Origin of the sequence: Pleomorphomonas sp. JP5, assembly GCF_023721815.1 — a bacterium.
Lineage (GTDB): Bacteria > Pseudomonadota > Alphaproteobacteria > Rhizobiales > Pleomorphomonadaceae > Pleomorphomonas.
The window spans coordinates 177,703-201,257 of the sequence record NZ_JAMDLI010000006.1 but is presented as its reverse complement, the minus strand read 5'-3'; the positions used below and the strand labels follow the sequence as shown (position 1 = coordinate 201,257).

Genomic DNA, 23,555 nt, shown 5'->3' with positions numbered 1-23,555 from the left:
ATGATAGGATAAGTCATGCGTCGGCGTATTGCCATCGGCTTTCTGGGAACGACGCTCGATATCGGCAAGAGGGAAGATCGTTGGCGGCGGTGGCGGCCGACCGTGGCGCTCTGCCAGCAGCCGGATCTGTTCATCGACCGGCTGGAGCTCATTCACGACCAGAGATCGCGATCGCTCGCCGAGCGGATTGCCGGCGACATCGGTCAGGTCTCGCCGGCCACCGAGGTACGGCACAACCTGATCGAGCTGCGCGACCCCTGGGACTTCGCCGAGGTCTATTCGGCGTTGCGCGACTTTGCCGACGGCTACGCCTTCGACCCCGACCACGAGGACTATCTGGTCAACATCACCACCGGCACGCACGTTGCCCAGATCTGCTGGTTCCTGCTGGCCGAGGCGCATTACGTGCCGGGCCGCCTGCTGCAACTGTCGCCGCCCAAGCGAGGGGGCGGGGATGAGGGCCATATCGGCTCGCACTCGATCATCGATCTCGATCTGTCGCGCTATGACGCCATTGCCACCCGCTTCGCCGCCGAGAAGGTGTCGGCGACGTCGTTCCTGAAGTCGGGCATCGCCACGCGCAACGCTGCCTTCAACCGCATGATCGACGAGATCGAGCAGGTGGCGATCCGCTCCACGGCGCCGGTTCTGCTCACCGGGCCGACCGGCGCCGGCAAGTCGCAGCTGGCGCGCCGCATCTTCGAGTTGAAGAAGGCGCAGCGGCAGGTGTCAGGCAGCTTCGTCGAGGTCAACTGCGCCACGCTGCGCGGCGATCAGGCCATGTCGACCCTGTTCGGCCACGTGCGCGGCGCGTTCACCGGCGCCCAGTCCGACCGGGCCGGGCTGATGAAGGCGGCCGACAAGGGCGTGCTGTTTCTCGACGAGATCGGCGAACTCGGGCTTGACGAGCAGGCGATGTGCCTGCGGGCCATCGAGGAAAAGCGCTTCCTGCCCGTCGGCTCGGATCGCGACGCCACGTCCGACTTCCAGTTGATCGCCGGCACCAATCGCGATCTTCAGCGCGAGGCGCGCAAGGGCCGGTTCCGCGAGGACCTTCTGGCCCGCCTCAACCTGTGGACCTTCGAGCTGCCGCCGCTCAGTGCCCGGCGCGAGGACATCGAACCCAACGTCGACTACGAACTCGCCCGGTTCGGCGAGCGCGAGGGCAACAAGGCCACCTTCAACGCCGAGGCGAGGGCGTCGTTTCTCGCCTTTGCGCTGTCGGAGGAGGCGACCTGGGCGGCCAACTTCCGCGACCTCTCGGCATCGGTCACGCGCATGGCGACGCTGGCGCCCAAGGCCCGCATCACCCAGGAGACCGTTGCCACCGAGGTGGGCAGGCTGCGGCAGCGATGGCAGACCGAGGCCGAGCCGGTGGACCGGCGATCGCTGTCCGACGCGGTGTTGGGCGATCGGGCCGGGGATTACGATCTGTTCGATCGCGAGCAGCTCGCCATTGTCATCGAGGTTTGTCGCCGCAGCGCATCGCTGAGCGCCGCCGGTCGTGCGCTGTTTGCCATCTCCCGCGAGAAGAAGGCCAGCAGCAACGATGCCGACCGTCTCAGGAAATACCTCGCCCGCTTCGAGCTGACGTTCGAAGATGTCAGGGCGTAGAGCAACTCCAGCAAAAGTGGATACCGGTTTTGCGTCCGGATCTGCGTGAAAGCAAAAAGATGGAGCATGTTGGCGAACCAGAGTTCGCCGGACGTGCTCTAAGCGTCGCCGACGGCCAGCTCGAAGCCTTCGTCGATCCAGCCGGTGAGGCCGCCGGCCATGATCTTGACGGGGCGGCCGAGGTCGGCGAGGCGGAGGGCGCCGCGGGCGGCGCCGTTGCAATGCGGGCCGGCGCAATAGGTGACGAACAGCGTCTCCTCCGGCCACTCGGTGAGCTTGGAGCGGATGATCTTGCCGTGCGGCAGGTTGATGGCGCCGGGCACGTGCCCCTTGGCGTAAAGGGCGGGGCCGCGCACGTCCAAGAGCACGAAGTCGGCGCCCTTCGACAGCGCCTCATGCACGTCATAGCAGTCCGTCTCGAAGGTGAATTCGGCGGCGAAATGCTCGCGGGCGAGGTCGCTGGGCGCGGCGGGAATGGCGGTGACGGCTGAAGGCATGGTCTCTCCATGGGGTTGGCAGGGAGAACGTGCCGCCGAAGCACCGGGCTTGCAATTGGCGCGGATGACATTGTACGTAAAGATCATGCCAAACGACATGTCCCGCCCGGCAACTCAAGGACCGCTCGCCGTCGCCTTGCTCTACGACGGGCTCTGCACCTTCGAGTTCGGCATCGTCGCCGAGGTGTTCGGCCTCTATCGGCCCGAGATGGGGCCGGGCTGGTATCGCTTCCGGAGCGCGGCCATCGAACCCGGCCCGCTCAGGGCGCACGGCGGCTTCACCATCGCGCCCGACGAGGGGCCGGAGGCGATCGATGCGGCCGACATCATCGTCGTGCCCGGCTGGAAGGGCGCGGACGTGCCGGTGCCGGAGGCGCTGTGCGCCCGGCTCAGGGCGGCGCATGGGCGCGGCGCGCGGCTCGTCTCCATCTGCTCGGGCGCCTTCGTGCTGGCGGCGACGGGGCTTCTCGACGGCGCCACCCTATCCACCCACTGGCGCTATGCCGAGGCGCTGCGGCGGCGCTTTCCGGCCGTGACCGTGGATGCCGCCTCGCTCTATCGCGAGCATGACGGCGTGTTCACCTCGGCCGGCAGCGCGGCGGGCATCGATCTCCTGATCGAGATCGTGCGGCGGGATTTCGGGGCGGAGGCCGCCAACTCGGTGGCGCGGCGGCTGGTGGTGCCGGCCCATCGCTCCGGCGGGCAGGCGCAGTTTCTGGAACGGCCGGTGCCCCAGCGCCCCACCGGTGACGTCGCGCCGCTGCTCGACCGCATGCGCGAGACCATCGCTGGCGACTGGACGACGGAGGCGATGGCGCGCCACTGCCGCATGAGTCTCCGCACCTTCCTGCGCCGCTTCCAGGACGCCACCGGCATGAGCCCCGGCGACTGGCTGGTCTCCGAGCGCGTCGAGGCGGCGAAAAACCTGCTGTCGTCGGGCGATCTCGCCATCGAGGCGGTGGCCGCCGCCGTCGGCTTCGGCAGCGCCCACGCGCTCCGCCATCACTTCCGCACCAAGATCGGCCTTACGCCCACCGAGTACCGCTCGCGGTTCGTGCGGGTGGAACGGCTCGTCTAGCCTAGTCTCAGGCGCGCCGCCTGGCCGAGACTTGGCGGGGGTTCGGCTTCCGATGTCACCGGCGCGGCGCCCGGAACTTCCGCGCCGAGGCGCAGCGCCACCAGTTCCTGAAGGCGCCAGAGGTTGCGGTCGTGGATGCCGAGTTGTTCGAGGTGGGCGACGGTGTTGTAGAGATACTCGGCGCCGGAGCCCACGTGGCCGCAGGCGCGCGACAGCGTGTCGGCCACCTGTTCCAGCGATTGCTTCTCGCCGACATAGCGCCCGGTCGGGCCGACCCAGAAGCACAGCGTCCGGACCTTCCGGCCGTGGATCACGCAGGTGATCCAGCGGGCGAAACGCAGGTTTTCAGGGGTGTTGACCTCGCGCCGCAGCAGTTCGGTCAGTGCGCTCAGCCGTTCCTCCTGCCGGATGCGGAAGGCGACGCCCTTGCAGTTGCCGCCGCGCTGCACGGCCATCATCAGGCCCGGTTGCGACGGGGTTCCGCGCCATCGCCGCAGCGGCATGCAGAAGGAGCGATGCCAGCCATGGGCTACGGCGAGCCGGGTCTCCTCGGGCTCGAAAACCGGCTTCCAGATCAGCGAGCCGTAGGCGAAGATCCAGAGTTCGTCGCCGGCTTCGGCGTTGAACCGCTCGGCTTCGGTGACGAACTCATCGTCGCCGAGAAGCACCTCGTCGGCGTCCGGTCCAGGGTCGACCTCGGGTCTCAGGGTTTTGGCGACCAGGTCCTCCGTGAGCATCATCTGGCGGGCAGGCGGCATGCGGCTTCCTTGTTGCGCGACGGGCCGGTGGCGGCGCCGTCGCTCAGCGCAGGGGGATCGATGTCCGCCGATCAGACCCGTTTGCGCGCCCGAGTGCAACGATGGATTTGCCTTTCGCCGCGGAAGGCGGCGGTGAGCGCCGCCTTTCGGGCTTTCCCTCCTCGTTGACTCGCTTAGCTGGCCGGATAGCCGGCGGCGGTGAGGGCGGCGCGCAGGGCGGCCTCGCTGGCCGGGCTTTCGACGCTGACCCGGTGGACGGCGGGATCGGTCTCGATCTTCGCGTCGGCATCGACGCCCTGAAGCGCCTTGGTGACCGAGCGGGCGCAGCCGCCGCAGGCCATGTTGGGAATGGTGAACTGGTACATCGTGGGGCCTCCTTGGGGTTGAATGATCGTGAGATAGGGCTTCCAAGCGTTGGAAGGTCAAGGGGCGCGGCTTGCCGTTGGCTTTTATCGGCCCCATGTGAAAAGGGGCTTGACCTTCCCATGGTTGGAAGCCCCATCTTCCGGGGATGAACAGTCAGGAACAGAAGGAAGCGGCCATGAATGCCCCCGCTCGCACCGCCTCGCCGTCGTCCAACCAGATATCGCTGCCCATCGAGGGCATGACCTGCGCCTCCTGCGTCGGCCGCGTCGAGCGCGTGCTCAAGGCGGTGCCGGGCGTCGAGACGGTGGCGGTCAACCTTGCGACGGAACGGGCGAGCATAACCACCAACGGCGCGGTCGAACGCGCCAAGCTGGTCGATGCCGTGGAGATGGCCGGCTACGGCGTGCCGGCGGCGCCCGTGGGGGAGGGGCGCGTCGAACTGGCCGTCGAGGGCATGACGTGCGCCTCTTGCGTCGGCCGGGTCGAGCGGGCGCTCAAGGCCGTGCCGGGGGTCGACGAGGCCGTCGTCAACCTGGCGACCGAGCGCGCCACCATTCGCGGTTCCGCCGAGGCGGCGGCGCTGATCGACGCCGTGGAGACGGCCGGCTACGACGCCCGGCTGATCGCGGCGGCGAGCGGCGCCGACAGCCTTGCCGAGGATGCCGAGCGGGCCGACCGGAAGGACGCCGAGCGGCGGGAGCTGGCGCGCGACCTGATCGTCGCGGCGGTGCTGACGGCGCCGGTGTTCGTCATGGAAATGGGCTCGCACCTATTCTCGGGCATGCACATGCTGATCGCCGACACCCTGGGCATGCAGGGCAGCTGGTATCTGCAGTTCGTGCTGACGACGCTGGTGATGTTCGGCCCCGGCCGGCGCTTCTACGCCAAGGGGCTGCCGGCGCTCTGGCGTCTGGCGCCCGACATGAACTCGCTGGTGGCGGTGGGTTCGCTCGCCGCCTACGGCTATTCGCTGGTGGCGACCTTCGCCCCCGGCCTGCTGCCGGCCGGCACGCTCAACGTCTACTATGAGGCGGCGGCGGTCATCGTCACGCTGATCCTGCTCGGCCGCCTGCTGGAGGCACGCGCCAAGGGCCGCACCTCCGAGGCGATCCGCCGCCTCGTCGGCCTTCAGGTGAAGACGGCGCACGTGCGCCGCGACGGCAAGGTGACCGATCTCCCCATCGCTTCGGTGGCGGCCGGTGACGTCGTCGAGGTGCGGCCGGGCGAAAGGGTGCCGGTGGACGGCGAGGTGATCGAAGGCGACAGCTTCGTCGACGAGTCGATGATCACCGGCGAGCCGATCCCGGTGGCCAAGACGGCCGGCGGCAAGGTGGTGGGCGGCACCGTCAACCAGACGGGCGCCTTCGCCTTCCGCGCCACGGCGGTGGGCGGCGACACCGTGCTGTCGCAGATCATCCGCATGGTCGAGGAAGCGCAGGGCTCCAAGCTGCCGATCCAGGCCATGGTCGACCGCATCACCATGTGGTTCGTGCCGGCGGTGTTCGCCGTGGCGGCGCTGACCTTCGCGGTCTGGCTGATGCTGGCGCCGTCGTCGCCCTTGACCTTCGCGCTGATCAACGCGGTGGCGGTGCTGATCATCGCCTGCCCCTGCGCCATGGGGCTGGCGACGCCGACGTCGATCATGGTCGGTACCGGCCGGGGCGCCGAACTCGGCGTGCTGTTCCGCCGGGGTGAGGCCTTGCAGCTTCTGAGGGACGCCAAGGTGGTGGCCGTCGACAAGACCGGCACGCTGACCGAGGGCAAGCCGGCGCTGACCGACCTGGAACTGGCCGAGGGCTTCGATCGCCCGGCGGTGCTGGCGCTGGTGGCGGCGGCCGAGAGCAAGTCCGAGCACCCGATCGCCCGCGCCATCGTCGCGGCGGCCGAGGCCGAGGGGCTGGAGCTGCCGGCGGTGAGCGAGTTCGGCTCGGTGACCGGGCTGGGCGTGACGGCGGTGGCCGGCGGCCAGCGGGTCGAACTGGGCGCCGACCGCTACATGGTTCAGTTGGGCTTGGACGTGTCGGGCTTTGCCGGCGTGGCCAAGCGGCTGGCCGGCGAGGGCAAGTCGCCGCTTTATGCCGCCGTCGACGGCAAGCTGGCGGCCATCGTCGCCGTGGCCGACCCGGTCAAGGCGTCGACCCCGGCCGCCATCGCCGCGCTGCACGAGCTTGGCCTCAAGGTGGCGATGATCACCGGCGACAACGCGCTGACGGCCAAGGCCATCGCCGCCCACCTCGGCATCGACGAGGTGGTGGCCGAGGTGCTGCCGGACGGCAAGGTGGAGGCGGTGCGCCGGCTCAAGGCCGCGCACGGCACGCTGGCCTTCGTCGGCGACGGCATCAACGACGCGCCGGCGCTGGCCGAGGCCGATGTCGGCCTTGCCATCGGCACGGGCACCGATGTCGCCATCGAGGCGGCCGACGTGGTGCTGATGTCGGGCAGCCTGCAAGGCGTGCCCAACGCCATCGCGCTCTCCAAGGCGACCATCGGCAACATCCGCCAGAACCTGTTCTGGGCCTTCGCCTACAACACGGCGCTGATCCCGCTGGCGGCCGGCGCGCTCTATCCCGCCTTCGGCATCCTGTTGTCGCCGGTGTTCGCGGCCGGCGCCATGGCGCTCTCCAGCGTGTTCGTGCTGGGCAACGCCTTGAGGCTTCGCCGCTTCGCCGTTTGAGAGCTGACAGGAGAGGGCAGATGAATATCGGACAGGCGGCCAAGGCCTCCGGCGTGTCGGCCAAGATGATCCGCTACTACGAGCAGACCGGGCTGATCCCCAAGGCCGACCGGCGGGAGTCGGGCTACCGCGACTATTCGGACACCGACGTACACATGCTGCGCTTTATCCGCCGGTCGCGCGACCTGGGCTTCTCCGTCGCCGAGATTGCCGAGCTGCTCGACCTCTGGCGCGACGAGGGGCGGGCCAGCGCCGAGGTGAAGCGGCTGGCCCAGAACCACATCGACGATCTCAAAAAGCGGATCGCCGCCTTGCAGGACATGACCCAAACGCTGTCCAAGCTGGTCTGCGCCTGCCACGGCGACGACCGGCCCAACTGCCCGATCCTCGATGGGTTGAGCGCCGACAGCGCCGACGAGGACCTGTCGATCCAGCCGCGCAGAGGGGCGGTGGCGGGGTAGTCCCTGGCAGGAAAAGGCCCCCGCCATGGCGGAGGGCGGGCTCCGTCATCAGGGCGCCAGTTCCTCCATGCGGACGCCCTCGGTCGCGTAGCGGGCGAGCAGGAAGTCGCGGATGTCCGCGACCTGCCCGTCTCGGAAGGTGAGGGCGACGAAATAGGCGGGTTGGTCGAGGGAGACGTCGCGGTCGTAGACCAGCATGGCCGGGCGTCCCTCGACGAGGCCGGGGGCGAAGGCCCACTGCCGGCTCTCGGCGTATCGGCCGTAGTAGTCCCCGACCTGGGACTTGCCGGTCCGGCTCAGCCTCGACACGAGGTCGAGCCGCACGTCCTCGGCCAGCATGGCGCGCACCGCATCGAAGTCGCCGGCTCGGAAGCCATCGACATAGGCGACGAGGCGCCGCCGGGTCTCGGCCGTCAGCGCGGGCGCCTCGGCATCCTCGGGCTCGTCGAGAAAGGCGCGCAGACTGGCGCGTCCGCGTTGCAGGGCCGATTTCGCGGCCGGCGGGCTGATGCCGTTGATCTCGGCGATCTCTTCGAGCGAGTGGCCGATCACGTCCTTCATGACGACCGCGCTGCGCTGGAGCGGCGGCAGGCGCAGAAAGGTTCGTATCGATGCGATGGCGGCGCCGGGATCGGGCGTCGGCGCGACGGCGCTCGTTTCCAGAACCTCCGGATCCTCCGCCATCGGCAGGCGCCTGCGGCGGCGCAGGAAATCGAGGGCGGTGTTGTGGGCGATGCGGAACAGCCAGCCGTCGGGGTTGGCGAGGTCCGCGCCGTCCCATGCCGCCACCGCCTTCAGGCAGGCGTCCTGCACGATGTCCTCGGCGTCGACGGTCGAGCCCACCATGCGCGCGCAATAGCGGTGAAGCTGGGGCCGCAGGACCGCCAGTCGTGTCTCGAGGTCCTGCGGGATCATTCGGCGTCCTCGCTAGAGCATGTCAGGCGGCGCGCTGGTAGGCGATGGCGCCCACGGTCGCGTCGAAGCGAGCCAGCGCTGCCAGCTTGGGGAAGTAGGCGACCATGCGCTCGTTGGTCTGCATCGCCTTGACGGCGGCGGCATCGCGCCATTGCGAGACGATGACCACCCGCGATCCGTCTGTGGCGGACACAAGGTTGGTGGCGATCCAGCCGTCCAGCGTCGAGATCACCGTCTCGATGTTATCGCGCAGGAGGGCCAGCAGCGCCTCCTGGTCGGTCGGCTCGCAGGTCAGGACGTTGACCAGCGTGGTGGCGTCGGGCTTCAGGGCGATGTCGTTCATCTCGGACACTCTCTTCGACGCCGGGGATCGGCGTCCTGCCCAATCCAGACGTTCGGCCCGAGCCAAACGGATCGCGGCCGCGAAAAGAATCTTTCCGTGTCGATGTGGGGGCGCCGGCCCGGCAGGGTCGGCCGCCCTTTTCTGGTTATTCGGCCTTGATTACTCGGCCGCGTCGAACAGCGGCACCTGGGTCATTTCCGGCACCAGCACCATGCCTTTGTCGGTGATGCGGATCTCCGGGATGACCGACAGCGGGATCAGGTTGAAGCCCATGTAGGGCAGGGTGCAGCCGGCCTTCTCCCACTCCACCTTCAGCGCCTCGACCTCGCCGGCGACGAGATGGACGCGCTTGTCGGACATCAAGCCGGCGACCGGCAGCGGCACCATGGCCGTCACCACGCCGTCGCGCACCACGCAGATGCCGCCGCGCTCGGCCTCGATGGCCTTGAGCGCCACGGCCATGTCGGCCTCGTTGGTGCCGGCGATGATGATGTTGTGGCTGTCGTGGCCGACCGAGGAGGCGACGGCGCCCTGTTTCAGGCCGAAGTTCTGCAGAAGGCCGCGCGCCACGTTGCCGTCCGACTTGCCGTGCCGCTCGACGACGGTGACGAAGGCGAGGTCGTGGCGGTCGAACAGCGTCTGCCAGTCGTTGGCCGGCTCGAGCGCGATCTTGACGTGCTTCAGCACGATGCCCGGCAGCTCGGCGCGGATGACGTTGGCCGTCACCGGCGCGGTCGGCAGCTCCGGCGTCAGCTTCAGCTCCTTGGGCAGGTGGATGGTGGCGTAGGCAGCGTCCGGGTAGCGGTAGCGCGTTTCCAGCGTCGATTCCAGCGTCGGAGTGATGGCGCGGCGGTCGACCATCAGCTCGCCGCCGTACCAGGTCGACTGCGGCACCAGATCGTCGTCGAGCAGCACCAGGTCGGCGCGCCGGCCGCCGCCGAGGCCGCCGATCTCGCCGTCCATGGCATAGCGGGTGGCGCCGGAAATCGAGCCCATCGCCCAGGCGGTGGTGCGCGGAATGCCGATGCGGTAGGCCTGCCGCACCACCCAGTCGAGGCCGAAGGCCAGGAGGTCCTCGGCGTCGCGGTCATCGGTGCAGACGGCGACGCGGCGCGGCGAGGCGCCGAGCTCGGTGATCGTCTTGATCGCTTCGGGCAGCGAGTGCCAGGGCGTGGTCGGCGGGCCGCCGCGCAGGAAGATCCAGACGCCGGCTTCGAGAAGGTCGTCGGCGATGTCGCGGTCGGTGGCCTCGTGGGTGTCGGTGACGCCGGCGGCGGCATAGGCGGCGACGAACTCGCGGCCGTAGACGTGGCCGGAGACGGGGCGGCCGCGCGACAGGGCTTCGGCGATGATGGCGTGGCTGCGCTCGTCGCCCATGGTCACCGGCACGAAGTCCATCTTTTCGCCCAGCGCCACGGCCTCGGGCCACTTGTCGAACAGCGCGCCGATCTTCTCCGGCGTCAGGTCGCCGCCGGCCGTTTCCAGCTCGGGCGAGGTGGCGGGCACGGTGGAGGCCAGCGTGTGGAAGATGGAGAGCGGCGCCTCGCGAGCGTCCTCCATCATCGCCTCGATGCCGGCGACGTCCATCACGTTGCCGATCTCGTGGCTGTCGCAGAAGATGGTGGTGGTGCCGTTGAGCAGCGCGGCCTCGGCATAGGCGCAGGCCGTCACCATCGAGCTTTCGATGTGGATGTGCGGGTCGACGAGGCCGGGCCCGATGATGCCGCCCTGGGCGTCATAGAGGGCGGCCGAGCCGCCGCGATAGCTGCCCGCTTCCTTGACGGCGGCGATGCGCCCGCCGGAAATCCAGATCTCGCGGTCGTTGAGGATGCGCTCGGAATAGGTGGAGAGGGCGCGGGCGCCGGTGATCACCAGGTCGGGATCGGCGCGGCCGGATGCGACGTCGGCAAGGTGGCGGGTCAGAAGGTGCAGGGGCTTGACGGAAAAACGCGTCGGCTTGGGGGTACTGGACATCCGGACCTCGGGCTCGATTCAACAAAGCCCCGTCGGTCGGCCCGAACGGGGCCAAGCCATGGTAAACGCCGGATGAGGCGATTCAAAGCCGAAAGTCGAGGGGGCAACTGTGTTGTTGTCATAGCCGGATAGGCTGATTGTGCCGGATCATCGCGTTGAGGATGACGAGCAGTTGGCGTCCCGCTGCGATGAGGATTGTCTTTGGTGCTTTACCTGCGGCTTTCATTCGTTGGCGCAGGGCGGTTAGGGCCGGGATGCGGCGCGTGGCGGTGAGAGCGGCGATTAAATAGATGTCAGTAAGAACTCAAACATCCACAGTTTGTTTCTAGAGTTTGAACTCCTCCTCTAAGTATCTTGCAGCCACGTGACCGAACCCTGGGAGCTGACCGTTAATGGGCGTTCGAGTTCTCGCGTGTTCGCTTGATGCTGAAATGCCCTTGGCTAGTGCTGCTTCTATTTCTTCAATAATTACTGATCTTTCATAATCTAGTGCCCTGTCGTTAAGGTTTAATTGTTTAATCATATTTAGAGCGGCTTTGTCGTCTGGGTTGCTGGGTTTAACTGCTCCTGTCTGGCCATAGACAAACCTTCTTTCACATCCAGGATCTGAGGGAAGAATGCTGTTATGTATGTCATACCAATCGCCTTTTGCTTCACCGCAGGTCGACGGTCTTCCTGTCGGGACGCCCCGTTGCCCTCTTGGTCCGCAGCTACGAAAGAAGTTATTATAGTCAAGCCTTCGGTCGTCGGCAGTAGTCCCGTTGAAGCGAGATTGAGGCCAAAAGTGATCGATGTGACCTTCACTGCCGTCCAGTGGCAGTCGGCGGCCGCAATAGCAGCATACGTAACCCTGCTCTTCCAATAGACTCTGCTGGACCGCCTGCATGGGAGGACCAGAAAGCTGACTATAGGTCGGCTTCCAGTCGTTATTTTCTTGCTCGAGCCAATCAACAAAAGCTTTGGGAGCAGGTCTTTTTGCGCTAAATTTCATCTCTCAGACGTCTTTATCCGGCGGGCTAATCTGGCCTCGGCAATATCGACTTGTGGGTCGCTACCTTCTACCTCAGAGCGGAGTTTGTATATTTCACGCTTTGCGTCTTCCAGACGATCTTCACTTATTGCTGAGTCAATGCTTTCTATGCGCCTCTTAACCATTGAAGCGCGCTCATCGGCTCCAAATGCCGCTGTGAGCAAGTAATTGCTATCACGTCCATAGGAGGCTTTTATCCGAGTAAGCCCAATATTGCCTTTATGAGAGGTTAAAACTCTAATGCTGTCGGCTCTGACATCTCCCAGGACCTGTGGAGAGTGTGTTGTTAAAATAAACTGACAGTTCTCAAAAGTAGAAGATAGCCACGTGACAATTTTCCTCTGCCACTCAGGGTGAAGATGAAGTTCGATTTCATCGATTAAGACTATCGCGCCCCCTTGCAATGGGTTTTTGAGGTTCTGATTTATTATTGCTAGGCGCCTAGAAAGGTCTGCGGCAAGGGCCATGTATATCTTCTCGCCCGTTGATAATTGACTTGCGTGAAGTTCAGTTTTCCCCTTGTGAAATGTGAGCCCTCTAGGGCTTTCGATTCGATAGAATGGGTCTCGCAAGCCTGTTGAGCTTGTTATAGCGGCTCTAACCGCGTTTAGTTGCATGTCCTTGTAGGATGCATCTCTGCGCTGTAAACGCAACTCTTCTGTTTCTCGTTCCTGAAACCAATAAGTCAGCTTTCTGAAATCAATTTTACCTTGGATTAGGCTTTCTGCGAATGCGTCGGATACGCTATGACTTACGTTTCCTCGCTTTCTTTGTGGAATATCAATTATAGATCTGCGCTGATCGTAGTATATGATTGGCGTCTCTCCAAGGAGATAACGGGTATCATCCAACTGCCGCTCGGCTATGCTCCTAACAAAGTCAGCTAGTGCCCGATAGTCGCCTGCTCTTGGTCTTAGCACTCGTTCTCGTTGGCCCTGCTTCACGACAGACCAACTGATTTTCGTGTCGCCATCCGTCGCTGCGACCTGAATTCTTGCTTCGGGAGCGCCAATTTTTACGTCGTCTTGGGATATGCGACGCGCGCTTCCGGCTGATTTCGTGAGGCGGGCGACGTAGTGGGAGAGGCCAATCGCTAGGGCATCTAGCAGCGACGTCTTGCCTGCTCCATTTTCGCCCACAAGTATGGTGAGGCGGGGGTGAAGGTCGAGCGATAGGTGGCTAATGCCTCTGAAATTGGAGAGTTCTAGGCGCTCTAGCTGCATCGTTTAATCCGCAAATGCATCACCATCCCATACAGTCCCAGTGTTTCCACCATTGCTCCCCTCCTCCGGAGGTCGCAACCGAAACGACACGGAGCGAAACGAGACGACTTCGCTCAACGCAAGCCTAACAGAGGCAAACCGTAAATGCGATAGAGGAGGCTTTGTCGGTAGAGGTGGTATGAGTTGTGAAACGCGAGATTGGTATTTTCACATCTGATCAAAGACTTAGGTGGTATTAGTAAATGGTAGCTGAAGTCAAAGAGTTGGCCATGTCAACATACCTACCGGAGGTGGCAGTTCAAGCCGGGCGGGGACGGTGTGATTGCGGATGACTGTTCGTGTTGGCAATGGAGGGGGCGGCGTTTCTGGTTTCGGACGACGACCTTCTTCGCCTTTGCCCTACGAGCCCAGGCCCCAGCCGCCACCCTTGACGACATAGGCGTCGCGATTGGCCGCCTCGGGAGGGACTTCGAGGCTCAGGGCTCCCAGCAGGGTTTTCGTGTTGGCGGCGATGAGGTCGGCCAGTTTCTTCAGGTTTGCCTTGTCGAGCGCCCCGAGGTGGCTGGCGAGTTGCCTTGCGATGTCCGGGACATGCGTGTCGCGCAGTCGCCTACGGGCGGCTCCCGTTGCGATGCCGAGTTGTTTCAGGAAGTCGTCGAACTCACCGGGGCCGATGTCCCCGATCCTGCTCGCGTTCCCGATCCTGTAGGCCAGTTCGTCGGTCAGGTTGGCGTCGAGGCGGGTCGGCATGACATCGTAGCGTGGGGACAGGCGGCTCGCGCCTCTCTGCCCGTAAAGGATGGCGAAGTTCTTGGCGTGGCCGTCCACGTTGCCGACCAGAAGGTCGAAGATGGTGGCCCTGATGAAGAACAGCCGCTCCTCGGCCGGGCTGGACGTCGAGTTCAGAACGCGCGCGATGCCCTCGACATCGAAGCGGCGCTCCGGTGCTCCTCGGCGTTCGTATTTCAGCGAGGAGGGCAGCCCGAGCGCCTGGGCGAAGTCTTCCTGATGGACGCGAAGGACACGGCCGTCTTCGTCCAGGGAGCGGTCGTAACGCGTCACCAGCAAGGCCTCGATGCTGGAGAAGGGGACGACCTCGATATCGGCTGTTGGAAACCTCATCGCCCGCGACAGGCGCATGGTCGTGGCTTCGTGGAGGGCGTCGTTGGGGTGGTCCGGGTCGGGCACCTTGAGGATGTGCGTCGTCGGGGCGCCTGAGCCTTGCATGGGTTCGGCAAAGCGCCCATCGGGGAGCATGGTCAGGGCGATCTTCGACTGCATTCCGGCCAGTGGGGAAGGGTCCTCCATGTCGCTGGGCAGCGTCCGACGGCGATGCAGGGACTCGACGATTTCCTCCATGCGGGCCTCGGAGAGGGGCGTGTAGTCGGTGTCGTAGTTGCCCGGCACCTTCACGGGAGGCGCGCCCTCGGGCAGCACCGAGAGTGCGCCGGCGCAATCCTTGCCCATGTGGAAGAGGAGCCCGACGATGTCGTCGCGGGAGATCTCGTAGCGCCCCATGATCGAGGTGAGCGCCTGGTCTCTTTCCTGAAGCAGGTTGTCGAAAAACGCCCTCGCCTGAACGTCCCCGTAAGGCTCATCCGTCAAAGGCAAGGCGAGAGACAGGGGGATGGCGTCGGGATTGCGCAGATAGTCGGGCGCGTAGGCGAAGTTGATGGCGCCGGATGACCGGCGTGAGAGCTTGCCGATGGGGTCAGTGAAACCATCGAGCCGTACGTCAAGGATAGTCATGATCTCAGGCCTTCCTTGCCGTGAGGATCAGACCGATGGACCGGGCGACCTCCAGGGCCTTGTCCATCTCTATGGTTGCTTTGCCGGTTTCGAGGTTGGAGACGAAACGGCGGCCAACACCTGCGAGGTCGGCAAACTCCTGTTGGGACAGCCCTTTGGATTTTCGGGCCTCGCGGACCAGCGCGCCGAGTTCCGCGGCCCGTCCGATCACCGTGCTTTCTCTGGAAGGTGAATGCGGCGTGTTGGCCTGGGGGGAGGACGGAAGCGTTCTCTCTCCATCATTGGTCTGGGGGCCGTTCGTCGCCAGCTTTGCCATCTCTGCCTCGATGCTGTTCCCGTACGGGAGCATACGCCGTTCCTCGGGATGGTTCAACGACACCTGTTCCCGTACGGGAGCATTCTTCGTCCATCTGCCTTGGCGGCTGGCACCTGTTCCCGAACGGGAGCGGGCTGAGCGACTTCTTTTCGGGGCAGGTTGCCGGCGGAGCAGAGCTCTGAAGCGACGGCGGCAGGTCTCACTCGGGCCAAAGCCCGTCAATCACGCCGATGTGAATGACGCGTGAGAAATGTTTGAGAGTAGCCTTGGAAAACGACATGCCCCGCTCCATCCGGCTGGGATGAAACGGGGCACGCGTATTTCCTCGATCCGACAATCGCGCCCCACTTCTTAGCAAGTGGGTGAGATTGCCAGTTTTCGTGCGACAAACAAGGTGCCGTCGCAACGAACTGTTAGGCAATTGTTCAGAACTGGAGGTCGCTCAAGGAAGCTATTGTCCAGCGAAGTCTTGCCTCGATCGAGGATCGATTGCTTAAGTTCACCGGTCACCTCCTTTCGTTTGTTGCGGACAAGGTGGAGCATGAACCCGATTTCCTAAGGCCGCAAGTCAAAAAACAAAGCTGACTACCGATATCCGTATTTGATCAGAGGTAGTTGGTCGTTGTTGGCAGATCACGCCGGAGAACCGACCGGTCAGTTTCGCTTTGCAGGCCGGCGGCGGCGAACGGCGGATAAACTGACGGTTTCGCAAGGTTTTAGCCAAAAAGTCATACCAATCAGGTGGCGAGACATGCCGCCGGTAACGACTGGTGAACGATACGGACCGGCTTGCATTGACGCGGATCGGACACAATTCTATGGGAGCGAACGTTCGTTCGCACCCTTTTGCGATCAAGAGGGGCGACTTTTGGATGAAGGCGCGGCGGGTGTCGCGCAGGGGCAGGGGAGCCTTCATGAACTTCAACGCGCCGCAGACCCTATCCGCGCAGCAGGACGAGCGGCGGTCGCACATTCTCGATGCGGCGCGCACCTGCTTCTCGCGCGCCGGCTTCCATCGCACCTCGATGCAGGAGATCTGCGCCGAGGCGAAGATGAGCCCCGGCGGGCTCTACCGCTATTTTGCCTCCAAGGACGCCATCATCGAGGCGATCGCCCAGGAGGAGCAGTGCGCCGGCCGGCGCATTCTGGAGCTGATGCTTCAGCCGGGCTCGCTGCACGACCGGTTGCTGCGCTGCGGCCTCGCCTACATCGACACCATGCGCGACCGGCGCTCGGTGCAGATGATGCTGGAGGTCTATGTCGAGAGCATGCGCAACTCGGCGGTGGCCGAGTTCTTCGCCAAGTGCGAGGCGGCGAACCGTGCGCTGATGTTCGAGGTATTCGACAGCGCCAAGGCGGCCGGCGAGATCGCCGCCGACGCCGACGTCGAGACGATCATGATGACGCTGGTCGCCTTCGCCGACGGCGTGATCCTGCGCATGGGGCTCAACCCCGACTACGACGTCGAACGGGCCGAAGAGATCCTGTCGCGGGTTGTCACGGCCGTCCTGGAAAGTGAGGCGCCCAAGGCGGCTCCCCCCTTGGAAAGCGCGGGGTGAGGCTCCATGTGTTCGCAGATTAACTTTTGTTCATGTTTCAAGGCCGGCAAGAACCGGCGGTGGGGAAATTTCGCAATGAAGTTCTGGGTCATGCCACTGGTGGGCGCGCTGCTGGCCAACACAGTCGTAACGTTGCCGGCGCTGGCGCAGGACAATGCGGCGGCGCCCGCCGCCGCGACGCAGGACGTCGTGCCGACGGTCAGCGTCGTCAAGGTCGGGCGGCAAACGCTCAGCCAGAAGGTGATCGTGACCGGCACGCTGGTGGCGCGCGAACAGGTGCTGGTGACGCCGGGCGTCGAAGGCCTGAAGATCGAGAGCATTTCCTACGACGCCGGCGACCGGGTCGAGGAAGGCGCCGTGCTGGCCCGTCTCGCCGTCGACACCATCGACGTTCTGCTCGCCCAGAACACCTCGCAGCTCGCCTCCACCGACGCGCAGATCGCCCAGGCTCGGGCCCAGGTCTCCTCGGCCGAGGCGCTGGCGACCCAGACGGCCCAGGCGCTGGAACGCGGGCGGGCGCTGGTGGGCAACAGTTCGATGTCGAAAGACGCTTTCGACCAGCGGCAGCTGGCCGCCGATCAGGCCAAGGCCCAGCTTCAGGTTGCCAAGGAAGCGCTCAGCGCCGCCGAGGCGCAACGCAAGCTGGTCGAGGCGCAACGGGCGGAAACCGAACTGCGCCGCTCCAAGACCGAGATCCGCGCGCCGCGCGCCGGCCTCATCCTCAGCCGCAACGCGGTGGTGGGGCAGGTGGCCTCGGCCAGCGGCAATCCGCTGTTCGTCATTGCCGAGGACGGCGACATCGAGCTCGATGCCGACGTGACCGAGACGCTGCTGCCGGAGCTGAAGGTCGGCCAGAAGGTGGCCGTTCGGCCGTCCGGCGTCGGCGAGGCGGTGGCCGGCGTGGTGCGCCTGGTGCTGCCGGAGATCAACGCCACCACCCGGCTCGGCAAGGCGCGCATCGCCCTGCCGGACGGAAAGGATCTGCGCGTCGGCGCCTTTGCGCGCGGCACCGTCGAGGTGGCCCGCAGCGAGGGGCTGGTGCTGCCGGTGACGGCGATCGCCGACGGCAGCGACGGCTCCATCGTGCAGGTGGTGAAGGATGGCGTGGTCGACACGCGCACGGTCAAGACCGGCCTCACCGATGCCGGCTTCGTCGAAGTGACGGAGGGCCTTGCGGGCGGCGAACTCGTGGTCTCGAAGGCCGGGACGTTTCTGAGGGATGGCGACAAGGTCAAGCCGCAAGTGGCGGAAAGCGCGGGGGTCAAGGGATGAACTGGAACTTCTCAGCCTGGGCGATCCGCAATCCGGTTCCCCCCATCCTGCTGTTCGTCTGCCTGATCGCGCTGGGGCTCTACTCGTTCTCCCGGCTGCCGATCACCATGATGCCGAACATCGACCTGCCGCTGATCTCGGTGACCATCACCGATGGCGGCTCGGCGCCCTCGGAGCTGGAAACGCAGGTGACCAAGCCGGTCGAGGATGCGGTGGCCGGCATTTCCGGCGTGCGCCACATCTATTCGACGGTGACCGACGGCGTGTCCTCCACCGTGGTCGAGTTCAACCTCGACGTCGCCACCGACCGGGCGCTCAACGACGTCAAGGACGCCGTGGCCGAGATCCGTGGCGACCTGCCCGGCACCATCGACGAGCCGGTGGCCCGGCGTATCGATATCGAGGGGCAGGCGATCATCACCTACGCGGCGGCCTCGCCGGCCATGACGCCGGAAGAGCTCAGCTGGTTCGTCGACGACAAGGTGATCCGCGACCTGCAGACGGTGAGCGGCGTCGGCCGCGTTGAGCGCATGGGCGGCGTCAAGCGCGAGATCCAGGTGCAGATCGACCCCGACCGCCTGATGGCGCTCGGCATCACCGCCGCCCAGGTCAACGCGGCCCTGCGGTCGGTCAACGCCGACCTTTCGGGCGGCAAGGGCGAGGTGGGCGGCCAGACGCAGGCCGTGCGCACGCTGGCCAGCGCCCACTCCATCGAAGATCTCGCGGCGACGCGGTTGCCGCTCGGCGACGGTCGCAACATCCGCCTGTCGGACGTCGGCAAGGTGGTGGACCACTGGGCCGAACCGAAGTCCTTCGCCCGGCTCGATGGCCGCCCGGCCGTGGCCTTCGCCATCTATCGCGCCAAGGGCGCCAGCGACGCCTCGGTGTCGGAGGGCGTCGGCAAGGTGGTGGATCGCCTCGCCAAGGAATATCCGGGCGTGTCGATGAAGCGCATCGACGATTCCACGGTGCAGACCTACAACAGCTTCGAAAACTCGATGAAGACGCTGATCGAGGGCGCGCTGCTCGCCGTCGTCGTCGTCCTCCTGTTCCTGCGCGACTTCCGGGCGACGATCATCTCGGCCATCGCGCTGCCGCTGTCGGCCATTCCCACCTTCTTCGCGTTGGACATGCTGGGCTTCTCGCTCAACATGGTCAGCCTCCTGGGCATCACGCTGGTCACCGGCATCCTGGTCGACGACGCCATCGTCGAGATCGAGAACATCGTCCGCCACATCCGCACCGGCAAGAAACCCTATCGCGCGGCGGTGGAGGCGGCCGACGAGATCGGCCTCGCGGTGATCGCCATCTCGACGACCATCATCGCCATCTTCTCGCCGGTCAGCTTCATGAGCGGCATTTCCGGCCAGTATTTCCGGCAGTTCGGCCTGACGGTGGCTCTCGCGGTGTTCTTCTCGCTGCTCACCGCCCGCCTGATCACGCCGATGCTGGCCGCCTATTTCATGAAGACGCCGTACACCGGCGACGGCGAGGACGGCCGGCCCATCTATCGCGGCTTCGTGCGCACGGCGCTGCGCCGCATCGTCTGGTTCGTTCCGCTGGGCGTGCTGGCCTACTTCGGCGTCAACTGGCTGAAGGACGTCGGGCCGCTGGGCGACAGGTCCGGCATCTTCGATGGCGTCGATGTCGCGGTGAACTTCCTCACCCGCTCCGGCGGCGAGATGACGGCGCTGTGGATGGCGGTGGGCGTGGTGTTCCTTGCGCTGTTCACGGCCTGGCTCACCCGGCCGCACCCCGAAGAGCACGAGGGCGGGCCCTTCGTGCGCGCCTACGCCGCCTTCCTGAAGGTGACGCTGTGGTCGCCGAAGGTTCGGGTGCGCGGCCATGTGCTGAGCGTGCCGGTGATGCCGGTGGTGACCATCATCGCCTGCCTTTCCACCTTCCTGTTCGCCATGAGTGAGGCCGCCAAGCTGCCGACCGAGCTGTTCGCCCCGGGCGATCAGGCGCGCATCGTCACCTCCATCGAACTGCCGCCGGGCTCGACGCTCGACGACACGCGAGATGTGACCGACACCATCTCCGACCGTCTGCATGCCTACAAGGAGGTGAAGAGCGTGTTCGTGATGGGCGGCACCTCGCCGACCGGCACGCTGGAGACGCGCCGCGCCGCCCTGATCGTCAATCTGGTGCCGCGCACCGAGCGCGTGCGGACGCAAAAACAGATGGAGTATCTGGTTCAGGACGTGATGCGCTCGGTGCCCGACATCCGCTTCTTCTTCGTCAACGAGCGTGGCGACCGCGAAGCGACCGTCGGCGTGCTCGGCAAGGACGGCGAGGCCGTGGCCAAGGCGGCGGCGGCGCTTGAAGAGGACATGCGCGGCAACCCGATGTTCTCCAACCCGTCGGCGCTGTCGTCCTTCGCCCGGCCGGAGATCCGCGTGACGCCGCGCCGCGACATCGCCTCCGACCTCGGCGTGTCGACGGATGCGCTGTCGCAGACGCTGCGCGTCGCCACCGTCGGCGACGTCGACGCCAACCTTGCCAAGTTCAACGACGGCGACCGGCAGATCCCGGTGCGCGTGCAGCTCGACACCGCCGCCCGCGGCAACATCGAGACGCTCGCCGCGCTGAGGATCCCCACCGCCTCGGGCACGGCGGTGCCGCTGTCGGTCGTCGCCGACATCGGCTTCGGGCAGGGGCCGTCGACCATCGACCGCTATGACCGGGCGCGCCTGGTCAAGGTGGGGACCGACATGATGCCGGGCTTCACCTCGGGCCAGGGGCTCGACGAGATCAACGCCCTGCCGGCGGTGAAGGCCTTCCCGGCCGGCGTCACCATCCAGAACACCGGTGACGCCGAGATCCAGGCCGAGATCTTCGAGGCCTTCGCGGTGGCGATGATCGCCGGCCTGACCATCGTGTTCATCGTGCTGATCCTGCTGTTCAACAGCGTGTTCCAGCCGATCACCATCCTGGGCTCCATTCCGCTGTCCATCGGCGGCGTGGTGGTGGCGCTGCTCGTCACCGGCTACGCGGTGTCGATGCCGGTGATCATCGGCATCCTCATGCTGATGGGCATCGTCACCAAGAACGCCATCATGCTGGTGGACTTCGCGGTGGAGCGGCAGAAGCACGGGCTCAGCGAGGCCGAGGCGATCATCGACGCCGGCCGCAAGCGCGCCCGCCCGATCGTCATGACGACCATCGCCATGGTGGCCGGCATGTACCCGGCGGCGCATGGCGGCGGCCAGGGCGCCGAGTTCATGGCGCCGATGGCCATCGCGGTGATCGGCGGCCTTCTGGTCTCCACGGTGCTGTCGCTGGTGTTCATCCCCTCGTTCTACCTGATGATCAACCGGCTCAACCGGGCCATCGGCTGGGTGTTCGGCAAGCTCGCCGATCCCAACGAGTCCGACGAGACGGAGAACGAGGCCGAGACCGGAGCCCCCCCGCCGGCGGCTCATTCACAGGTACCGGCCCGCCCGCATCTGGTCTCGACCACGCCGGCCGGGCCGAGGCCAACGCTCCTGGGGCCGGACGGCGCACCGCTCGCCGCCGAGTGAAGGCGGACAAGAGATGACAAAGCCGCGCTCTTCGCCATGCGAGGGGCGCGGCTTTCGTTTGGGCGGTCAGGCTCGGGTTGGGGTCACGCCGCGTCGGGGGCGATGTCGGCGATGCGGACCTGCGACATGGCCTGCCCGATCACTTCTCTGAGTGTGCCGTTGTCGGCATCCAGCCAGAAGGCGACGGCGGCGTGGATGGCGGCGACCACCGTTGCCGCCGCGAGGCGGGGTGCAAGGCACGTCGTGCCGTCGACGCCGGTTCGCCGGCCGATTTCCAGGGCGACGGCCTGTTCGATGGCGACATCCGCCTTGGCGGCTTCGGCGAACAGTGACGGCTCGGCGCGGATCAGCCTTGCACGGCTGATCCAGTCGCGGTCGGGTTCGTCCTCGAACAGCGTCATCAGGGCGGCGGTGAGCGCGTCGTGCAGCGATGTCCCGGCGGGTTGGGCGGCAAGGAGTTCGCACAGTCGTTCGGCCCGCATGGTGGCGCTGTCGATGATGGCCGCTTCCTTGCTCGGAAAGTAGTTGTTGAAGGTGCGCGGGGAGACGTCGGCCTCGGCCGCGATCTCTTCGATGCGCACCTGCGAGACGCCACGCTCCTGCGCATGGCGAAGGGCGATGGCGCTGAGGTTGGCGCGCACGGCGCGCTTCTTCCGTTCGCGCAGTCCGAGGGGGGAGCTATCCATGGTCATGCGGCCGATCTTACCTTCATTGGCGAAAAAGAACACTCGGTCAGGGGTTTGGGCGCGGGTTGAATTTGATGGGCGACGGGATGGCGGCGAGCGGCATGGGGTACTGCCCTCTTAATAATGCCTGTCGTGCAAAAATGCTTATACAGAAATATTGCGTGATACGCAAATTTATGCGACGGTCGGCTGGTGGAGACGTCAAGCGCCGAGGCCCGGCGACACGGTGGCGCGACCGGGCACACCCGGGTCTCTACGAATGGATGCCCACCTGCCAAAAGGAGCAGAGACGATGACCATCGAGTTCAGCCACTGGCCCGAGAACTACGGAAAGTCCTTCCAGGTGACCAAGATCCTGGGGGTCGCCTCCCTCGGCTTCGCCGACGTCACCGAGATCTTCGAGGCTTGCAAGCGGATCGACCCCAACGTCGACGAGACGTGGGTGAGGGAATGGCTGGCGACGGCCGAGGCCGTGGAGCGGCACGGCCGGCAGGCCGAGGCGCTGGGCAACTGGTACGCGGCGCGAGACGCCTATTCGCGTGCCTGCAACTACACCCGGACCGCCGAGTTCATGGTGAAGGACGACGAGGCCGAGAAGGTTCGGCTCATCCACAAGTCGATCGAGCTGTTCGAGCGGGCCGGGCAATATTTCGACGTCCGCCCCGAGAAGGTGCAGGTGCCCTATGAGGACGTCCTGCTGGACGGTTACTTCTTTTCGCCGCGCTGGGTCGACGGCCCGAGACCGACCCTCTTCGCACTCAACGGCGGCGAGGAGCACTCGACCGAGAACTATTTCAACCTCGGCCCGGCCTTCATCGAGAGTGGCTACAACTTCTTCGTCTACGATCAACCGGGCACCAGCCTGTCGCTCTACGAAAAGGGCAAGACGCGCCGCGCCGACAGCGAGGCGTTCCACTCCCGGGCGATCGACTTCCTCCTCACGCGGCCGGAAGTCGATCCGAACAAGATCATCGTGTTCGGCGAGAGCTTTGCCGGTTACGACTCCCTGCGCTTTGCCGCCTTCGACCAGCGCATCGCCGCGGTGATCTCCGACGGCGGCACGCACAAGTTCGACTGGGCGGCCATGCTCAAGTGGATGCCCCCCAGCCTCGCCGCGCACGGCCTGCGCATCCTCGGCGCCAAGACCCTCGACGAGTTCGCCAACGACCCGAAGTTCGCCTACGATCTCGAAGGCATCCTGCATCAGATCGAGTGCCCGCTGCTGATCGTCCATGGCGCCGAAGAGGCGCTGGTCCAGCCCAATCCGCTCTGGCAGGCGCTGACCAACTACGAGCAGGCCGGATCCAAATCCAAGACGTTCCTGCCGCTCGAGGAACGCCGCCTCGGCGGGCTGGAGCACTGCCAGGTCGACAACAAGCACGTGACGCGCGAGGTGGTGCTGAACTGGCTCTGCTCGATCGGCCTCGGCCCGTCAGCGCCGCGCTACGCCTGACGGGTTCGCGCCGGCTGCGGCCGGCGTGACGGCCCTCTTCTCCGCCGGTCAGGTCCTCTGGCC

20 protein-coding genes are annotated in these 23,555 nt (G+C 65.6%); 8 read left to right on the top strand and 12 right to left on the bottom strand.

Going from position 1 to position 23,555, the window contains the following annotated elements; genetic code table 11:
- The first annotated feature begins 15 nt into the window (after window positions 1-15).
- Window positions 16-1,614 (top strand): RNA repair transcriptional activator RtcR, encoded by a 1,599-nt coding sequence (rtcR, locus tag M4J40_RS06270; protein ID WP_251752954.1) that lies wholly within the window; start codon window positions 16-18, stop codon window positions 1,612-1,614.
- A 98-nt stretch (window positions 1,615-1,712) separates the two neighbouring features.
- Here the strand turns inward: rtcR and M4J40_RS06265 are convergent, their stop codons facing one another.
- Entirely contained in the window at window positions 1,713-2,111 is a 399-nt protein-coding gene (locus tag M4J40_RS06265; protein ID WP_251752953.1) for a rhodanese-like domain-containing protein, read from the bottom strand.
- 64 nt (window positions 2,112-2,175) lie between these two features.
- On the opposite strand from M4J40_RS06265, the gene ftrA reads away from it, so the two are divergent.
- Window positions 2,176-3,189: a transcriptional regulator FtrA gene (ftrA, locus tag M4J40_RS06260; protein WP_251752951.1), complete on the top strand. Its 1,014-nt coding sequence runs from the start codon at window positions 2,176-2,178 to the stop codon at window positions 3,187-3,189.
- Here ftrA and M4J40_RS06255 read toward each other — a convergent pair.
- Both M4J40_RS06255 and M4J40_RS06250 read right to left on the bottom strand, forming a co-directional pair.
- The gene (locus M4J40_RS06255; protein WP_251752949.1) at window positions 3,186-3,947 is read right to left on the bottom strand and encodes a gamma-glutamylcyclotransferase; all 762 of its coding nucleotides are present in this window, start codon (window positions 3,945-3,947) and stop codon (window positions 3,186-3,188) included. The genes ftrA and M4J40_RS06255 overlap by 4 nt on opposite strands.
- 173 nt (window positions 3,948-4,120) lie before the next feature.
- Window positions 4,121-4,312 carry a heavy-metal-associated domain-containing protein gene (locus M4J40_RS06250; protein WP_251752948.1) on the bottom strand — a complete coding sequence of 64 codons (192 nt, stop codon included), beginning with the start codon at window positions 4,310-4,312 and terminating at the stop codon, window positions 4,121-4,123.
- Window positions 4,313-4,488: 176 nt separating this feature from the next.
- On the opposite strand from M4J40_RS06250, the gene M4J40_RS06245 reads away from it, so the two are divergent.
- Together M4J40_RS06245 and cueR are read left to right on the top strand one after the other, a co-directional pair.
- Window positions 4,489-6,987: a heavy metal translocating P-type ATPase gene (locus M4J40_RS06245; protein ID WP_251752946.1), complete on the top strand. Its 2,499-nt coding sequence runs from the start codon at window positions 4,489-4,491 to the stop codon at window positions 6,985-6,987.
- Window positions 6,988-7,007: 20 nt separating this feature from the next.
- Window positions 7,008-7,448, top strand: a complete 441-nt coding sequence (cueR, locus tag M4J40_RS06240; RefSeq protein ID WP_251752944.1) for a Cu(I)-responsive transcriptional regulator — start codon at window positions 7,008-7,010, stop codon at window positions 7,446-7,448.
- A gap of 48 nt (window positions 7,449-7,496) precedes the next feature.
- Here cueR and M4J40_RS06235 read toward each other — a convergent pair whose 3' ends face one another.
- From M4J40_RS06235 to M4J40_RS06200, 8 genes are all read right to left on the bottom strand, one after another.
- Window positions 7,497-8,363, bottom strand: coding sequence for a sigma-70 family RNA polymerase sigma factor (locus tag M4J40_RS06235; protein ID WP_251752943.1), 867 nt, complete (start codon window positions 8,361-8,363; stop codon window positions 7,497-7,499).
- Window positions 8,364-8,385: 22 nt separating this feature from the next.
- Window positions 8,386-8,706: a putative quinol monooxygenase gene (locus tag M4J40_RS06230; protein ID WP_251752941.1), complete on the bottom strand. Its 321-nt coding sequence runs from the start codon at window positions 8,704-8,706 to the stop codon at window positions 8,386-8,388.
- A gap of 159 nt (window positions 8,707-8,865) precedes the next feature.
- A complete protein-coding gene (locus M4J40_RS06225) occupies window positions 8,866-10,680 on the bottom strand; it encodes an adenine deaminase C-terminal domain-containing protein (RefSeq protein WP_251752939.1) in 1,815 nt (604 codons plus the stop codon).
- A 325-nt stretch (window positions 10,681-11,005) separates the two neighbouring features.
- Window positions 11,006-11,671: a retron system putative HNH endonuclease gene (locus M4J40_RS06220; RefSeq protein ID WP_251752938.1), complete on the bottom strand. Its 666-nt coding sequence runs from the start codon at window positions 11,669-11,671 to the stop codon at window positions 11,006-11,008.
- Complete coding sequence (locus M4J40_RS06215) at window positions 11,668-12,933, bottom strand: AAA family ATPase (protein ID WP_251752936.1); 1,266 nt, start codon at window positions 12,931-12,933, stop codon at window positions 11,668-11,670. Before M4J40_RS06215 ends, M4J40_RS06220 begins: the two co-directional genes overlap by 4 nt.
- A gap of 399 nt (window positions 12,934-13,332) precedes the next feature.
- Window positions 13,333-14,682 carry a type II toxin-antitoxin system HipA family toxin gene (locus M4J40_RS06210; protein ID WP_251752934.1) on the bottom strand — a complete coding sequence of 450 codons (1,350 nt, stop codon included), beginning with the start codon at window positions 14,680-14,682 and terminating at the stop codon, window positions 13,333-13,335.
- Window positions 14,683-14,686: 4 nt separating this feature from the next.
- Window positions 14,687-14,998, bottom strand: coding sequence for a helix-turn-helix transcriptional regulator (locus tag M4J40_RS06205; RefSeq protein ID WP_251752932.1), 312 nt, complete (start codon window positions 14,996-14,998; stop codon window positions 14,687-14,689).
- Between the two features lie 568 nt (window positions 14,999-15,566).
- On the bottom strand, window positions 15,567-15,914 hold the full coding sequence (locus M4J40_RS06200; RefSeq protein WP_251752931.1) for a hypothetical protein: 348 nt from the start codon (window positions 15,912-15,914) through the stop codon (window positions 15,567-15,569).
- Here M4J40_RS06200 and M4J40_RS06195 point away from each other — a divergent pair.
- From M4J40_RS06195 to M4J40_RS06185, 3 genes are all read left to right on the top strand, one after another.
- Window positions 15,913-16,557 carry a TetR/AcrR family transcriptional regulator gene (locus tag M4J40_RS06195; protein WP_251752930.1) on the top strand — a complete coding sequence of 215 codons (645 nt, stop codon included), beginning with the start codon at window positions 15,913-15,915 and terminating at the stop codon, window positions 16,555-16,557. The genes M4J40_RS06200 and M4J40_RS06195 overlap by 2 nt on opposite strands.
- A 75-nt stretch (window positions 16,558-16,632) precedes the next feature.
- A complete protein-coding gene (locus tag M4J40_RS06190) occupies window positions 16,633-17,829 on the top strand; it encodes an efflux RND transporter periplasmic adaptor subunit (protein WP_251752929.1) in 1,197 nt (398 codons plus the stop codon).
- Window positions 17,826-21,353 (top strand): efflux RND transporter permease subunit, encoded by a 3,528-nt coding sequence (locus tag M4J40_RS06185; RefSeq protein WP_251752928.1) that lies wholly within the window; start codon window positions 17,826-17,828, stop codon window positions 21,351-21,353. Before M4J40_RS06190 ends, M4J40_RS06185 begins: the two co-directional genes overlap by 4 nt.
- Window positions 21,354-21,436: 83 nt before the next feature.
- Here M4J40_RS06185 and M4J40_RS06180 read toward each other — a convergent pair whose 3' ends face one another.
- A complete protein-coding gene (locus M4J40_RS06180) occupies window positions 21,437-22,045 on the bottom strand; it encodes a TetR family transcriptional regulator (protein WP_251752927.1) in 609 nt (202 codons plus the stop codon).
- Between the two features lie 286 nt (window positions 22,046-22,331).
- Here M4J40_RS06180 and M4J40_RS06175 point away from each other — a divergent pair, with 286 nt between their 5' ends.
- Window positions 22,332-23,492, top strand: a complete 1,161-nt coding sequence (locus M4J40_RS06175; protein ID WP_251752926.1) for a S9 family peptidase — start codon at window positions 22,332-22,334, stop codon at window positions 23,490-23,492.
- Window positions 23,493-23,555 lie beyond the last annotated feature (63 nt).